Source organism: Alicyclobacillus sp. TC, assembly GCF_016804365.1.
In the GTDB taxonomy this organism is placed as follows: Bacteria; Bacillota; Bacilli; order Alicyclobacillales; family Alicyclobacillaceae; genus Alicyclobacillus_I; species Alicyclobacillus_I tolerans.
Map to the genome: position 1 here is coordinate 1,053,303 of NZ_CP044434.1, position 16,101 is coordinate 1,069,403.

The following is a 16,101-nucleotide window of genomic DNA, read 5'->3' on the forward strand; positions in this document are numbered from 1 at the left end:
CGTTGTACGCGGCCTATTTCATGCGGCGCCAAGGGAGGCAATGAATTTCCCATGCACGAACGCCAGTCGCGCATCAGGAATTTTTCGATAATAGCTCATATCGATCACGGTAAATCGACACTTGCCGATCGGATTTTGGAATATACCGGAACTGTTGCTGAACGAGAAATGCAAGATCAATTGCTCGACCAAATGGATCTGGAACGTGAACGCGGTATTACGATTAAGCTTCAGGCGGTTCGCATTGAATATCAGGCGGAAGATGGCAACACTTACGAATTGAACCTGATTGATACGCCAGGTCACGTAGATTTCACTTATGAAGTCTCGCGTTCGCTTGCAGCTTGCGAAGGTGCTCTGTTAGTAGTGGATGCGGCGCAGGGAATTGAGGCGCAGACTTTAGCCAATGTCTATTTGGCGCTCGAAAATAATCTGGAAATCCTCCCTGTGATTAATAAAATTGACTTGCCCAGTGCGGAACCTGAACGAGTTAAGCAGGAAATTGAAGATATTATTGGTTTGGATGCTTCTGAGGCCGTTTTGGCGTCAGCAAAAGCAGGGATTGGTATCCGTGAAATTTTGGAGCAGGTTGTCCAGAAGGTTCCTGCCCCAGCAGGAGATGACAGCCAACCTCTGCAAGCGCTCATATTTGACTCGCATTACGACTCCTACCGCGGTGTGATCGTCTATTTGCGGGTAGTTAACGGTGCGTTGCGAAAAGGGATGCGGGTACGAATGATGGCGACTGGAGCCACTTTTGAAGTCGATGAAGTAGGTGTTTTTCGACCTCGCATGACTCCTGTGGACGAGCTTTTAGCTGGAGAAGTTGGATATTTTGCGGCCAGCATTAAAAATGTTCGCGATACACGTGTAGGCGATACGGTGACGGAGGCTGACCGTCCGGCTAAAGAGCCGTTGCCTGGTTATCGCAAGTCCAATCCCATGGTCTTCTGTGGACTTTATCCTGTCGATTCTGCAGAGTACCAAGATTTGCGTGAAGCGCTAGAGAAATTGGAACTGAATGACGCGGCGCTGACTTATGAACCAGAAACTTCAAGTGCTCTTGGATTTGGTTTTCGTTGCGGGTTTTTAGGGATGTTGCATATGGAGATTGTGCAAGAACGTCTGGAGCGAGAGTACGGACTCACGCTGATTACGACCGCGCCTTCGGTGGTTTATCACGTCTATACTACGGATGGAAATCGCTTGGAAATTGACAATCCGAGTGAAATGCCAACTCCAGATCGGATCGAACGGATTGAAGAACCGTATGTGAAAGCTTCTATAATTGTCCCTAAAGATCATGTCGGGTCGGTTATGGAGTTGTGCCAGGAGAAACGTGGACATTTCAAAGACATGCAATATCTGGATGCTACACGTACTACGTTAATTTATGAACTGCCATTATCTGAAATTGTTTATGATTTTTTTGATCGCCTTAAATCGTCCACCCGGGGCTATGCGTCTTTTGACTATGAACTGAGTGGGTATCAAGCGTCCAATTTGGTGAAAATGGACGTGCTTTTAAATGGTGAAGCCATTGACGCGCTTTCCTTCATTGTTCATCGCGATAAAGCTTATCAGCGGGGGCGTGTGCTCTGCGAGAAATTAAAAGAACTGATTCCGCGTCAAATGTTTGAAGTGCCCATTCAAGCGGCGATCGGTCAGCGTGTGATTGCTAGGGAAACCATTCGCGCCATGAGAAAAAATGTATTGGCGAAATGCTATGGCGGCGATATTACGCGTAAACGCAAATTGCTTGAAAAGCAAAAAGAAGGTAAAAAACGCATGAAACAGGTAGGGAATGTGGAGGTGCCACAAGAGGCATTTATGGCCGTGCTGAAAATGGAGTGATGAACGTGTTTGCCAAGCAGGGACAAAAACGGCGGGATGCGATGTGGAGTGTCTGTCCCACATCTTTATATGTGCACATTCCTTTTTGTCAAAGCCGCTGTTTTTACTGCGACTTCAACACCTATGTAGCGCCACTCTCACTTATGGAAAGTTATACGGAAGCGCTCGTTCAGGAATTGGCATGGCTGGGTAAAGAAGCTCAGCAACCGTTGCAAACGGTCTTTTTTGGAGGTGGAACGCCTACACGTCTGCCGATACCTTTGCTTAAGAAAGTGCTAGCGGCAGTCCGAGCCTATTTCCCGCTTGCGCCAGACGTTGAGTGGACCGTGGAAGCGAATCCCGGTTCGGCGGATGTGGGAAAATTAGAAACATTATTGGAAGCTGGAGTCAATCGCATTTCGTTTGGTGCACAGACTTTCTCCGAACGGTTATTGATGTCGATTGGTCGCATTCATAATGTGGATGATATTGCTTCTAGTGTAGAACGAGCTCAATCTCTGGGCTTCCAACGCATCAATTTGGATTTAATGTTTGGGTTGCCAGAGCAAAGTAAAGCGGACGTTGAAGAATCGGTCAAATGCGCCTTATCACTTCATGTACGACATATTTCTGCATATTGGCTGAAAGTTGAAGAAGGCACGCCTTTTTTTCAATGGCAAGCTGCCGATCAACTTCCCTTGCCGGGAGAAGATGCTGAAGCTGATATGTATGGACAGGTACGCGAACTATTAGAGTCAGCGTATCTGCGCCAATACGAAATTAGCAATTTTGCTGAACGAGGAGCAGAGGCGCGGCACAACCTGGTCTATTGGCGTAATGAACCTTTTTTTGCTGCAGGCGCGGGCGCGCATGGCAACGTGAATGGTACTCGCTATGAGAATGTTTCATCTCTGCTGGAATATTGCCAAATGGTTGCAAATGGACGTCTCCCGCATGCAAGCGCCATTTCAGAAACTTATGCCGAAGCTGCTGAGACGACGATGATTCTTGGTTTGCGATTGCGTGATGGAATTTCTTTGCGGCGGTTTGAAGAACGGTTTTCTGCAGTTCCACAACAGTTGTTTGGAGAAGTATGGGAATCTCTGTTCCAGCAAGGTTATCTGCAGCAAAAAGGCGATTTTGTTTCTCTACCTCTTCAGTATTGGGCGGTATCTAATGAAATTTTTGAGAAGTTTGTGGCGACGGTCACGGAAGATTGACAGAAGGCATTTACGTTGCTATTGTCAAAGAGTAACTTAGCACTCGAATAAATGGAGTGCTAACAAAGGAGGGTTGGCCATGTTATCACATCGACAGCGTTTAATTTTGCATGCCATTGTCGATGACTACGTGCGGTCGGCTGAACCTGTAGGTTCGCGGACACTCTCCAAACATCATGACATTCAATTTAGTGCTGCCACAATTCGCAACGAAATGGCGGATTTGGAAGAGTTGGGATATTTGGATCAACCGCATACATCGGCAGGCCGCGTGCCATCACAAAAAGGCTATCGTTTTTATGTGGACAATTTGATGGATGAACCGTCTGTTGACAGAAAAACTGTAGCCACATTGCGTTCATTGTTCGAGCAAAAGTTAAGTGAAATGGAACGTTTGATACAGCAGACAGCGCAGGTTGTTTCCCACATTACACAACAGACATCTGTCGTGCTTGGGCCACGTACTCATCAGGAACGTGTGCGAAAAATTGAAATGATACCGATTGCGCCAAGCCGAGCCGTGGTCATACTGGTAACGGACACGGGCCACGTTCAAGACCGACAAGTGCAACTGTCAGATGATGTAGCAGGTGAAGATATCGCTTCGCTTGTCAAGTTACTGAATGACAAGTTGGTTGGCGTACCCATTTCCCGTTTGCGATCTCGATTGCATCGTGTAGCTTCTGCGGAACTGTCCACACTTTTGGCGAGTTATGAGGACGCCTTGGCTTTTCTTGATGAATTGTCTGAAGCTAGCCAACGTTCGCATCAAGTATACATTGGTGGGGCTGCAAACATTCTGGCACAGCCGGAATTTCGCGATGTTGATAAAGTTCGCCCACTGTTTGAACTGTTTGAGCGAACAGAGGAATTGGGGAACTTGTTACCCAACGCGGAGCGTGGCAGTATTGGTGTGCGGATTGGCTCGGAAAACGTTGCGCTGCCTTTACAGGATTGTGCAGTGATTGGCGCTGAGTATAGAATTGGCAACGAGGTAGTCGGCCGTCTGGGTGTGATTGGACCAACGCGAATGGACTATGCAAGAATTGTCAAAGTACTCGATTACGCCGCCAGAGCATTGTCCAAACTGCTTACCGAACGAAATGATTTTGGAGGATAATCTGCGCCAATCGTTCACTTGGCTAGCGTATTAAAATAGCAAGGTTGTGGAGGGAAGAGCGTGTCAGAAGAACAACAGCAAAATGACTTCGACGCTAGCGAGGAAAACTCGAATGATGAAAGAGTCGAAACCGCTGATGCTGTCCAATCTTCTTTGGAAGAACCGATAGAGGCGGGAAACGCATCCGGATTGGAAGAGGATTTACGGATAGCAGAAGAACCGGATATGTTGGGGAAATTGCAGTCAGAATTGGAGGAAACTCGCCAGCAGTTACTTCGCACCATGGCGGACTTTGATAATTTTCGTCGACGAGTTCGTCAAGAGCGGGAAGAATTAGTCAAATCAGCAGCCCGCACTTTACTGGCTGAACTCTTGCCAGTGCTTGATAATTTTGACCGCGCGCTTCCTGCTCTTGAGCAGGAAGGAGTTTCAGAGCAGGTTTCCACTGGCATTGGCATGGTTCATCGCCAATTGCAGACACTTTTGCAAAAGCAGGGTGTTGAACGAATGGAACCGTTGCACCAACCATTCAATCCAGAATTTCACGACGCCGTGTTGCAAGAAGCTGCTTCAGAGGAGTATCCGTCCGGAACGGTCGTCGAAGTTCTTCAGGCAGGTTATTTACTAAACGGCAAAGTATTGCGGCCGGCAATGGTTAAAGTAACCATGTAGTTAGACTCTCGACCGCCGCTTTTCTGCCGTTACATACATCAAATATAGTTGTTTATCTACCTTAGAAGAAGTTTAGGGTCATCAGGAGGGGTTTACGAATGGCAAAAGTAATAGGAATAGACTTAGGCACCACCAACTCGTGTGTCGCTGTTATGGAAGGCGGAGAAGCAGTGGTCATTCCGAATGCCGAAGGCAATCGGACAACGCCTTCAGTAGTCAGCTTCACGAAAGAAGGAGAACGCCTGGTTGGAGATGTGGCGAAACGTCAAGCCATCACCAATCCAGATCGAACGATTATCTCTATTAAGCGCCATATGGGTACAGATCACCGTACTGAAATTGACGGCAAATCCTATACACCACAAGAAATTTCAGCCATGATTCTGCAAAAACTGAAAGCAGATGCAGAAGCCTTTTTAGGCGAGAAAGTGAGCCAGGCCGTCATTACGGTGCCTGCCTATTTCAGTGACGCGCAACGTCAGGCAACGCGCGATGCAGGTAAGATTGCTGGTTTGGAAGTTTTGCGTATCGTCAACGAACCGACCGCCGCTGCTCTTGCTTATGGTCTTGATAAAGAAGGCGAACAAACCATTTTGGTTTACGATCTCGGTGGTGGAACGTTTGACGTTTCCATCCTCGAATTGGGGGATGGAGTATTTGAAGTCAAAGCAACCAGTGGTAACAATCGTTTGGGTGGCGATGACTTTGATGAACGGATCATCCAATATCTAGCGGATAGTTTCAAAAAAGAGTACGGCATCGATCTGCGTCAAGACAAGATGGCTTTGCAGCGACTGAAAGATGCAGCTGAAAAAGCCAAAAAAGAGTTGTCTTCGACGCTTACAACAACGATTTCTTTGCCGTTTATCTCAGCGGACGCTACAGGTCCCAAACATTTGGAAGTCAATTTGACACGTGCCAAATTTGAAGAAATAACGGCAGATTTAGTGGAGTCCACGCTCGGCCCAACACGCCAAGCTCTTTCGGATGCGGGTCTTTCGGCAAATGATGTTGATCGTGTGATTTTAGTAGGTGGCTCAACACGTATACCTGCAGTGCAGGAAGCCATCAAAAAATTGATTGGTAAAGAGCCGTCAAAAGGCGTTAATCCTGACGAGGTAGTAGCCGTGGGTGCTGCCATTCAAGCGGGTGTATTAACGGGTGAAGTAAAAGATGTCGTCTTGCTTGATGTAACCCCGCTATCTCTTGGCATTGAAACGCTGGGTGGCGTGTTCACGAGATTGATTGATAGAAACACCACCATCCCGACTTCGAAGAGTCAAATTTTCTCCACTGCGGCTGACAATCAGACATCTGTGGAGATTCATGTGCTCCAGGGTGAGCGGGAAATGGCGCGCGACAACAAGACATTGGGTCGCTTTACATTAACGGATATTCCCCCGGCACCGCGTGGTATTCCGCAAATTGAGGTCACTTTCGATATTGATGCTAATGGCATTGTCCATGTGTCAGCTAAAGACTTGGGAACAGGCAAGAGTCAGCGTATCACCATTACAGCTTCCAGCGGCTTGTCGAAAGACGAGATCGATCGCATGGTGCGTGAAGCGGAAGCCAATGCTGAAGCAGACCGTAAACGCCGTGAGGGAATTGAGAAACGAAACCAAGCGGATAGTTTGCTTTATCAAACCGAAAAGACCCTGAAAGACTTGGGTGACAAAGTTGACAGCGAGTTGAAGTCAGAAGCGGAAAGCAAACTGCAAGCTTTGCGGGATGCGTTACAGGGAGAAGACGATGCTGCAGTGGATAAAGCTTCTCAGGAACTGACAGATGTTTTGCATAAACTGTCCACCAAACTCTATGAGCAAGCTGCTCAGTCGCAACAACAGAGTGGACAGGAAGCTGGAGACACTGACAAGAAAGATGACAATGTGGTTGATGCTGAGTACAATGAGGTAGATAACAACAAATAAACTTGTTCACAAATTCGCGTCTTCGCGCGGCCGTGCCTGCCACGCCGCGCGTTTACTTGTGGTTAGGAGAGGGGTAGGTAGCCAGTGGATAAGCGCGATTATTACGAAGTCTTGGGCGTCTCAAAAACCGCGACAGTTGACGAGATCAAGCGCGCCTACCGCAAATTGGCCCGCCAGAACCACCCTGATGTCAATAAAAATGATCCAAACGCTGCCGAAAAGTTTAAAGAGTTGACGGAGGCTTATCAGGTTTTGTCCGATCCCGATAAAAGGGCGCGTTACGACCAGTTTGGTCATCAGGCTACTTCGGGAAATGGCGGTATGGGAGGATTTTCAGGTGCTGAAAATCCGTTTGGCGATTTTTCGGGTTTTGGCGATATTTTTGACATGTTTTTTGGTGGGCGGACTGCTCGCGGTCCACAGCGCGGAGAAGACTTGGAATATGAATTGGTGATTGATTTCGAGGATGCTGCCTTTGGCGTGGAAGAGGAAATCCAGGTGCCGCGCACAGAGACTTGCGATAACTGCGGAGGTACGGGTGCAAAGCCCGGAACAGAGACGCGGCGCTGCACAGCTTGTAACGGATCGGGCGAACAGCAAAACGTCGTCAATACGCCTTTTGGTCGCATGGTGAATCGTCGACCTTGTCCAGTATGCCACGGACGTGGCGTAATCATTGAACAACTCTGTCGTGAATGTGCGGGGCAGGGACGGAAAAGAGTTCGTCGAGCCATCCATATCAAGGTACCGCCTGGTGTCGACAACGGCACGCGGTTGCGTATGCCGGGTGCTGGTGAAACGAGTCCGAGTGGCGGACAGCCAGGTGATTTGCATATTGTGATTCGAGTTCGACCTCACGAAGTGTTTGAACGCGATGGAACCAATGTCTATGTAGATGTGCCATTGACTTTTGTTCAAGCGGCGTTGGGCGATGAAATTGAAGTACCGACGCTGGATGGCAAAGTTAAATTGCGTATTCCAGAAGGCACGCAGAATGGTACGTCGTTCAGGCTTCGTGGCAAGGGAATTCCCAAACTGGGTTCACAGACCCAACGCGGTGATGAGCATGTGCGAGTTCATGTGATTACGCCTACAGGACTGAGTGAACGAGGCAAAGAGTTGCTCCGCGAACTGGGGCGAGAATTGGGAGAGTCGCCATCAGAGCAAACTCGCACGTTTGTCGATCGGATGAAAAGTTTTTTGGGTAATTCCTGATTCAATTTTGATGGATGCTCGCTGGGTCAAAGACTGCTAAAGACAGCCCTTGGCTGTTGGCGGGCAGTCTTTTTCTTCACTGATGATAGAGTGGGTGCAGACCTGGGGAAACGAGGGATAAAAATTGAAATGGTGGGAAATCAAGCAAACTGTCTCGCGCAACCAGGCGGATGTCATCAGTGCTCTCTGGTTAGAGATGCAGGATGTTCAAGGTGTGGCGGTAGAAGGTCGAACGGAAGACGAACCGCCCCATCCGGAGTTTGGTGAATGGTTTGATGAATCACTGTTGGAAACCGATCAACAGGTGGTTCGTGTTTATTTTCCGGAAACTTATAAAGAAGCCGATATTGCTGCGCTTGTTGCAGATGTTGAGCGTTCAGTTTTTCAGATTCTTTCTGAAGAAAGAAATGTGTTGAGTGAATGGTCGTTGGTAGATGAAGAAGAGTGGGCCGACGGGTGGAAGCATGAATATGTTCCTGTACCGGTCGGGCGTCGTCTGCTCGTTATTCCGAATTGGGATCAACATGTAGATACACAACGTGTCTCTGTTCGCCTTGAACCGGGAATGGCGTTTGGAACAGGCACACATGAAACCACTCAGCTTGCTATGGAAGCTCTGGAGCGAATTACACTTGCGGACAAGCGAGTGCTTGATGTAGGGTGCGGTACAGCGATATTGGCGATTACAGCTGCGAAGCTTGGCGCGAAAGAAGTTCAAGCTCTGGATGTCGATCCGGTGGCAGTCTCTGTAGCCAAGGAAAACGTGCGATTGAACGAAGTTCATGTAGAGGTTTCGCAAGGCGATTTACTAAAGGGTTTTTCAAAAGAAGTCCGCTATGATGTCATTGTGGCCAACATTTTGCGTGATATTGTCATTGAACTGATACCTGAAGCGCGTTCAAGATTGATGCCAGGCGGTTTGCTGCTTGTCTCGGGATTCGTCGAACAGCATGCTCCACAAGTCGAAGAAGCGCTTCTTCAAAGTGGTTTTCAAACTATCCATCGCTATCAAAAAAATGATTGGATACTGCTGGAGGCTTCTTACACGTGATGCCGCGTATTTTTATGCCTGAACAAGAATTGAAAATGGGACAAGTTTGGATGGTAGATGAGGCTCAAGCTCATCATTTTGTGCGTGTTCTTCGTGTGCGAAATGGCGAGCGTTTAGTTGCGGTTGTCCAAGGGGAGCCGTGGTTGTGCGAAATTGACGAGGCGCAACAGTCGCCGTTGCGATTGACGCTGCGCCCAATCTCCCGTTATCCTGGCCATGAGCCGCACATACGTTTGACTTTAGTACAAGGTGCGGCCAAAGGCGAAAAAATGGATGATATTTTTCAGCACATGACAGAACTGGGTGTCAGTCACTTCATAGCTTATCAAACAGAGCGTTCTGTGATACAACTGACGAAGAAAAGGCAAGAAAAAAGGGACAGATGGCAAAAAATAGTCAATGAAGCGGCTGCTCAGTCGCAAAGAGACATCCAGCCACTAGTAACAGTTGCCTGCTCGCGCAATGAACTGGAGCAACAGTTGCCGGATCGGGCAGAGGCGACATGCTTAGTGTGTGACGAGTTGCCACAGGGAAACAGCTTGGGAAAGGCAGTGGAGCATGAACTGAAATCTGGCAAACGTCATTTTGTCTTGTTTATTGGCCCGGAAGGTGGATTTTCTGACGCTGAACGGCAATGGTTTTACCATCAACTCGGTGCCATTGGTGTGCAGTTAGGACCGAGACAACTTCGCACGGAAACTGCTGGACTGGTAGCTGCGAGCATAGTCCTGCAACTTTCCGGTGACTTGGAGGGAAATTTGTGACAACGGTTGCGTTCCATACCCTCGGGTGCAAAGTGAACTTTTATGATACAGAAGGAATTTGGCATCGTTTTCAACAAGCAGGTTATCAACAAGTTCCGTTTACGGAACCAGCAGATGTGTATGTGATCAACACTTGCACAGTGACTCATCTGGGGGATCGCAAGTCTCGTCAAGCCATTCGCCGAGCGGTGCGCACCAATCCAGATGCTCTTGTGGTTGTGACAGGCTGTTATGCACAGATGGCGGCGAAGGAAATTGCGCAAATTCACGGTGTGGATTTAGTTGTAGGTAATGACCGCAAAATGTCTATTGTTGATCTCGTTGAACAAGTTCGCGCAGGAGATCAGCCGCTGATTGATGTTGGCAATATTTTGAAATCTAAAGAGTTTGAAGAAATGGATGTACCTTTTTTCCACGATCGAACTCGCGCCAATTTAAAGATCCAGGATGGCTGTAATCACTTCTGCACATTTTGTATCATTCCGCATGCTCGTGGGCTCATTCGCAGCCGTCAGCCAGAATCGGTTCTGGCTCAAGCGCGTAAACTGGCTCGTGCGGGGTATCGAGAAATTGTGTTGACGGGCATTCATACAGGCGGCTATGGAGAAGATTTGGACAACTATCGTTTAGCGGACTTATTGCGGGATTTGGAATGTGAAGAGGATCTTTATCGCCTGCGTATTTCTTCCATTGAGGCCAGCGAGATTGATGATGCTTTGATTGAAGTTTTACAATCGTCGAAAAAAATCTGCAACCATTTGCATATCCCTCTACAGTCAGCAAGTGACACAGTATTGAAGCGTATGAATCGCCACTACCGTATGGCGGAGTATTTGGAGAAACTTGGTCATTTACGCACAGCACTTCCCGACTTGGCTGTTACGACGGACATTATTGTTGGTTTTCCGGGTGAAACCGATGAAGAATTTCAAGAAACCGTCGACTTTTTAACGCACCAGTCGTTCGCCCAGATACATGTTTTTCCTTATTCGCAGCGCAAAGGCACACCTGCAGCAAAATTTGCGCAGCAGGTTAATGAAGATGTGAAAGAAGAGAGAGTGCAGCGTTTAATTCAGCTTTCACGGGAGCTTACACAGAAATACGCGCAGGGTTTGTTAGGTGACTCCTTCGAAGTCATTCCCGAAGAACCGTGGTTGGAAAGCGGTTTGAATGAGAAGGAATTAACGCGCAAGGAAGACGGTCCTATGCTGGTGGGTCATGCAGCGAATTATTTGCGTATGGCCTTTACTGTTCCAGAGGGTATTCGAGCGGAATCGCTCATCGGTGAGGTTTGTCGCGTGCGGCTTAGTGAAGCGAGATCGGACATCCAAATGGGACAATTTGAGGCGCAGGTGACTTTTGCGGCCTTGGATAGCGATGAAGAAGGGAGCTGTTCCGCGTGAAGCGTCTTCAACTAATTGAGCGGGCTGCTGGTGGGCTGGTGATTCGCAGAAAGAACGGTGAACGCGAGGTATTGCTGATTGACGACGCCTATGGGCACGTTGCTTTACCTAAGGGGCATTTGGAACCAGGGGAATCCTGGGAGGCGGCTGCGGTTAGAGAGATTGAGGAAGAGACGGGGATTCGCTCCAGACTAGTAGCTAGCCTTGGCCGTGTAGAATATCCAGTGATGCGTCATGGAACGACTATCCATAAAGAAGTGCGAATGTTTCTTTTGGAAGCGGATGATGCGCTTCAGGAACCGAGGCATCAGGCAGAGGAGATTCAATCCGCCTATTATTTGCCATGGGAAGACGCGAAGCAACTTCACGCAGAAAAAGGTTACATGAATTGGCATTGGATCTTTGACAAGGCTAAAGTGTTTCTGGATGGAGGGCAAATGCTTCGTCAGACATGGGACGACATCGAGCCAGACACGCAGTTGCGCGTCCATAAAGTGCGGCCGCTTGTAATTTCGTTGCTTGATTCTGTTGTAGAAGAAATTTCTGCGACTCATCCTGCCATCATGTCTGCTTATCTTCAGCGTGTCGGTCAATCGGTGAGCACTGAGACACCTCAGGATGCGCTGGCCAAAGTTCACCATGTTCTACAATCGTTACCTTATCCTACCGTTTCACGCGATGCGTTAAACACGATGATAGATCACACGTTGCTTCGTCCAGACGCTGGGTTGCTTGATGTACTCACCCTTTGTGAAGAGGCCAAAGAGCATCAGTTTGCTGCTGTTTGTGTTCAGCCCCGCTACGTTCGCGATGCAGTCGAAGCTCTAGCCGGATCGACCGTATCTGTTTGCACAGTGCTTGGATTCCCTCATGGTGCTGTGACTCCCGAGCAACTGGTATTTGAAACGTCACTTGCTTTAGCTTCTGGAGCGGAGGAATTGGATGTAGTTATTCCGTTTGGGGCTATGGTAGAAGATGATGTGCAAGCAGTGATGACTTCTGTCTCTGCCGTTGTCGAGACGGTGAATCGTTTAGCACCGCAGGCGATGGTCAAGGCCATTTTGGAGACGAGCGCTCTGACGGTCGATCGCGTTATGAAAGCTTCTATTGCGGCACTTGCGGCTGGGGTTGATTATATTAAAACATCTACCGGATTTCATACAGCAGGCGCTCATGGTCTTGATGTCTATATCATGCAAGCGTTAGCGTCGCCGGCAGGAGCGCACGTAAAAGCGTCGGGAGGCGTGCGTACCATGGAGGTAGCCAGTATGATGCTCAGTTTAGGTGTCGAACGGATTGGCACTTCTTCAGGAGTTCATTTGGTTCGGCAATAATCGTTCAATGAAACGGGCGTAAGTACGTGTGAATGGCCAAACCAACAGGGTGCTGAAGACATTAAACAGGGTATGGGCATTTGCTACCACTTGTTCCGGATGATGATCTAAACGCACAAGCCAACGGCTGAAGGGATGAATCCAAGGCCAAATTGCCAATACGCCAAATATGTTGAGCAAAACGTGAAACAGCGCAACCTGCACAGCAGCTCGTGACTGCCCAATCGAGGCTATGACCGATGTGAGACAAGTACCAATATTGGCGCCTAGAACAATAGCGATGGCTGATGTAAGTGATATGCTGGAATCGTGGACCAACGCCATGGTGACTAGGGTTGTAGCTGTACTGGATTGAAGTAATGTGCTGGCCAGTATGCCGCAAAGAATAGCACCTTCAAGATGGAAAGTGCTATTACGTAAAAGTTCGGCAAAATATGGGCTTTTACTGAGGGGTGCTAGTGCGTTTTCCAACGTTTCCAGACCAAGATAGACGGCTGAAAAACCAACGGCGGCTAGAGCCGAGAATCGCCATTTGCGCTCACGCGAGAGTAAACCAAGCAGTCCAACCACGAGAGTAGGGTAGACCAACCAGCGCAGGTTTAACTGCATCATTTGTGGTGTTACTGTCGAGCCGACGTTGGCGCCAAGCACGATACCAAGAGCTGAGCGAAAGGTTAAGCTTCCACTGGAAACTAATCCCACGGCTATGGCTGTGACAGCCGCGCTGCTTTGCATGAGAGCAGTGACTATAGTTCCTGTAAAAATACCACGTGTAGGGGTGCGGACGAGCTTTTCTAATAGATCTTCAACACGTTTACTTGCTAATTGGCGCAATCCATATCGCAAAGCCCAAAGGCCGGAGAGAAAGGCGCTAAGAGAAAAAAAGGCCAGCAAGAGATGAGAGATCATTTCTGATGGAGCCACCTCGCTTTTTAGGTCGATGGGCTTGTACCGCACGAGTTGCAGTTGCCGAAGAGACCTATTTTTGGTATCGGTATCAGGGTGGACAAAACGTTCTCTAAGAGAATTATGCTGGCAGATAAACTGTCATGTATTGAATTCGTGTTTGACACTCAAAAAAGCGCTATACTATAATACGCCTGATACGTCATTGCTTCGTGCCGGAGGGAGGGAGAAAGATGTCCGAAGTAAAGGTTCGTAAAAACGAATCGTTGGACAGCGCGCTTCGTCGCTTTAAAAAGGCGACGGCCCGGGACGGTGTCTTGGCGGAAATCCGCAAGCGGAAGCACTATGAAAAGCCGAGTGTGGCCCGCAAAAAGAAGTCTGAAGCCGCTCGTAAGAATCGTCGCAAATCTTATTGAGGAAGTGAAGACGTTCCATGGACTTGTCGGCTCGTCTAGCAGAAGATATGAAACAGGCGATGAAAGACAAGGACAAGGTGCGCCTGTCCGTCATCCGAATGATTCGCTCTGCTGTCAAAAATCGTGAAATTGAGCTGGGCAAAACGCTTGAGGAAAGTGAAGTCCAGGCAGTTATTTCACGTGAATTAAAGCAGCGTAAGGACTCCCTCCAAGCTTTTGAATCAGCTGGTCGAAGCGATTTAGTCGCTGAAGCCGAAGCTGAAATTGCTATTCTGACTGAGTATTTACCTAAACAGCTTTCAGAAGCTGAGATTCGTGAGATAGCAACCCAAGTGATGAACGAAGTTGGTGCCACTGGGAAAGCGGACACGGGTAAAGTGATGGGGCCATTGATGTCCAGGTTGCGTGGTCAGGCGGATGGGAAACTGGTGCAGAGCGTTGTCGCAGAATTGCTTAGTGGCAAAGAAGCCTAAGCTTCTCAAGACGCAGATATTCATCAGCGCCTGAAATTTGAAGAAATACCATAAAAGAAATCTCTCTATTTTAAACCCGGATGTGTCTATCCGGGTTTTTGTTTTGTCTGTACCACAATAAACACAAGGGCAAGAACTTCTATTTTCTCTCGTCTCTCTGATATTCAAAAGGTGATAGTTAAGTGGACTCGGACATACTTTAAAGAATAGCGTTGCCGAGAAAGGGTGGTACGGTTGTCGCGTTGGACGCAAAAAATGAAGGGTGCTGCAACGGAATGGCTGTCTTTACCACAAGACGTTCTACTCGACGCAAGTAGAGTGACGTGCATCAACGCCTCTGAGATTGTCATTGAACGCCTAGAGTCGCTCCTTCATGTGTCAGCCAACGAGGTATGGTGTGATGTGGGAGATTACCAACTTAAGATTATAGGCAACGATTTCGAAGTGATTTTGCTTACAGCCAGCGAGATTCATATTCGAGGCGATGTTCAGGAAATGAAGTATATCAAAGGTGGCAAAGCAAGATGAAGAAGCCATGGCTAAAATGGTTCCCAGCAGGAAGTGTCATCCTGGAGTTGCGAGGCGAACGTCGTCAAGAAGTCTTGACGCTTCTCCATCGTGCAGGTGTGAAAGTTCGTTCTATTCAATTTTCTACCCATACGTTACGTCTACATCTGGACGTTCGGGAGATTGGTCTTTTATATACATTTTGCAGACGAACACAAGTGAAATTTCGAGTCCTTGAACGTCGTGGGGGAATTTTTATACTGCGCCGTCTTTGGCAAAGACGCGTATTTGCTGGTGGAGCAATTCTCTTTGTCTGCTTGCTCTATGGATTGTCACAAATGGTTTGGCGTGTAGACATTCAGGCTCCGAATGAAGCTATCTATGAATCGGTCCAAGAGGCTGCCCAAGATTCTGGGCTGTATGTAGGCGCATTTCAGCATCATTTGCCGCCACTTCTGCAATTACAGGAAGAGATTCGCCAACAGTCTAAAGATGTAGTGTGGGTTGGAGTGCGAATGGAAGGTTCTGTGGCTAAAATACAGGTCATTCCTAAAATTGAAGCCCCAAAGGCACTGAATCAGACACCTGTGAATATTGTGATTAGTAAACCAGCCGTCATTCTTCATGTATACGCCACACGCGGGCTAACGATGGTGAGGGATGGACAGACTGTTATGCCAGGCCAAGTGGCCATCAGCGGAACCCTGGCCGATGGAGCTGCGCAAGTATCCGCATCTGGAGATGTTCTGGGTGAAGTTTGGTACACCTCAATTGTTCAAGTACCTCTTAAAGTGTCTCAGGGCCGTCTGACAGGAGAATATGTTACTCGCTACTATTTACGGTCCGGTCAGTTTTTGCTGCGTGTATGGGGATTTAGAGAGCCAGACTATCATCATGTGCTCGATGTGCCGAGTCAGACAGATTGGCGCTTGGGTCAATATGTTTTGCCGATTCAATGGGAAACGGTACGTCGTTATGAAGTCTCTCCTAGCCTTCTCCTTAAATCACAGCAGAAAGCAGAAGCTGAAGCATTACAGTTAGCGCGATCGGACGTCGCCACACAAATTGGAGAAGAAGGGCATATTCTTGGTCAGACCGTTTTACACCGAAGAGTCGAGCGTGGTACTCTATATGAGACCATTCTTACAAGAACTGAGGAAAACGTCGGCGTTCCGGCTCCTATACCGCCAGTAACGTCAGGAGAGAATGGTTCTTCACCGTCAACTTCGAGTCATACATAAAGCAAATTGAGGGAG

Annotated in this window: 15 protein-coding genes; 14 read left to right on the top strand and 1 reads right to left on the bottom strand. The window is 48.1% G+C overall.

Annotated elements, in window-relative coordinates:
* Positions 1–51 precede the first annotated feature (51 nt).
* From lepA to deoC, 10 genes are all read left to right on the top strand, one after another.
* Complete coding sequence (gene lepA / locus FY534_RS05045; protein ID WP_072872603.1) at positions 52–1,854, top strand: translation elongation factor 4; 1,803 nt, start codon at positions 52–54, stop codon at positions 1,852–1,854.
* A 5-nt stretch (positions 1,855–1,859) separates the two neighbouring features.
* Positions 1,860–3,053, top strand: coding sequence for a radical SAM family heme chaperone HemW (gene hemW, locus FY534_RS05050; protein ID WP_238413674.1), 1,194 nt, complete (start codon positions 1,860–1,862; stop codon positions 3,051–3,053).
* Between the two features lie 79 nt (positions 3,054–3,132).
* Entirely contained in the window at positions 3,133–4,173 is a 1,041-nt protein-coding gene (gene hrcA, locus FY534_RS05055; RefSeq protein WP_072872602.1) for a heat-inducible transcriptional repressor HrcA, read from the top strand.
* Positions 4,174–4,233: 60 nt separating this feature from the next.
* A complete protein-coding gene (gene grpE / locus FY534_RS05060) occupies positions 4,234–4,845 on the top strand; it encodes a nucleotide exchange factor GrpE (RefSeq protein WP_072872601.1) in 612 nt (203 codons plus the stop codon).
* Positions 4,846–4,943: 98 nt separating this feature from the next.
* A complete protein-coding gene (gene dnaK / locus FY534_RS05065; protein WP_203115354.1) occupies positions 4,944–6,776 on the top strand; it encodes a molecular chaperone DnaK in 1,833 nt (610 codons plus the stop codon).
* 84 nt (positions 6,777–6,860) lie between these two features.
* Positions 6,861–7,991 carry a molecular chaperone DnaJ gene (gene dnaJ / locus FY534_RS05070; protein WP_072872599.1) on the top strand — a complete coding sequence of 377 codons (1,131 nt, stop codon included), beginning with the start codon at positions 6,861–6,863 and terminating at the stop codon, positions 7,989–7,991.
* A 124-nt stretch (positions 7,992–8,115) separates the two neighbouring features.
* The gene (gene prmA / locus FY534_RS05075) at positions 8,116–9,042 is read left to right on the top strand and encodes a 50S ribosomal protein L11 methyltransferase (protein WP_203115355.1); all 927 of its coding nucleotides are present in this window, start codon (positions 8,116–8,118) and stop codon (positions 9,040–9,042) included.
* Positions 9,042–9,806 carry an RsmE family RNA methyltransferase gene (locus FY534_RS05080; RefSeq protein ID WP_238413726.1) on the top strand — a complete coding sequence of 255 codons (765 nt, stop codon included), beginning with the start codon at positions 9,042–9,044 and terminating at the stop codon, positions 9,804–9,806. Before prmA ends, FY534_RS05080 begins: the two co-directional genes overlap by 1 nt.
* Positions 9,803–11,209 (top strand): tRNA (N(6)-L-threonylcarbamoyladenosine(37)-C(2))-methylthiotransferase MtaB, encoded by a 1,407-nt coding sequence (mtaB, locus tag FY534_RS05085; protein ID WP_072872596.1) that lies wholly within the window; start codon positions 9,803–9,805, stop codon positions 11,207–11,209. Before FY534_RS05080 ends, mtaB begins: the two co-directional genes overlap by 4 nt.
* Positions 11,206–12,543, top strand: a complete 1,338-nt coding sequence (gene deoC / locus FY534_RS14915; protein ID WP_304503228.1) for a deoxyribose-phosphate aldolase — start codon at positions 11,206–11,208, stop codon at positions 12,541–12,543. Before mtaB ends, deoC begins: the two co-directional genes overlap by 4 nt.
* Here deoC and FY534_RS05100 read toward each other — a convergent pair.
* Positions 12,517–13,452: a Na/Pi cotransporter family protein gene (locus tag FY534_RS05100; RefSeq protein WP_072872594.1), complete on the bottom strand. Its 936-nt coding sequence runs from the start codon at positions 13,450–13,452 to the stop codon at positions 12,517–12,519. The two genes, deoC and FY534_RS05100, sit on opposite strands and share 27 nt — an antisense overlap.
* A gap of 230 nt (positions 13,453–13,682) precedes the next feature.
* Between FY534_RS05100 and rpsU the strand changes: the two genes are divergently transcribed.
* The 4 genes from rpsU (at position 13,683) to FY534_RS05120 (ending at position 16,086) form a co-directional block, all read left to right on the top strand.
* On the top strand, positions 13,683–13,865 hold the full coding sequence (rpsU, locus tag FY534_RS05105) for a 30S ribosomal protein S21 (protein WP_072872593.1): 183 nt from the start codon (positions 13,683–13,685) through the stop codon (positions 13,863–13,865).
* A 17-nt stretch (positions 13,866–13,882) separates the two neighbouring features.
* A complete protein-coding gene (locus tag FY534_RS05110; RefSeq protein ID WP_072872592.1) occupies positions 13,883–14,338 on the top strand; it encodes a GatB/YqeY domain-containing protein in 456 nt (151 codons plus the stop codon).
* A gap of 234 nt (positions 14,339–14,572) precedes the next feature.
* Entirely contained in the window at positions 14,573–14,866 is a 294-nt protein-coding gene (locus tag FY534_RS05115) for a YabP/YqfC family sporulation protein (protein ID WP_072872591.1), read from the top strand.
* Positions 14,863–16,086, top strand: a complete 1,224-nt coding sequence (locus FY534_RS05120; protein WP_203115356.1) for a sporulation protein YqfD — start codon at positions 14,863–14,865, stop codon at positions 16,084–16,086. Before FY534_RS05115 ends, FY534_RS05120 begins: the two co-directional genes overlap by 4 nt.
* Positions 16,087–16,101: the final 15 nt, after the last annotated feature.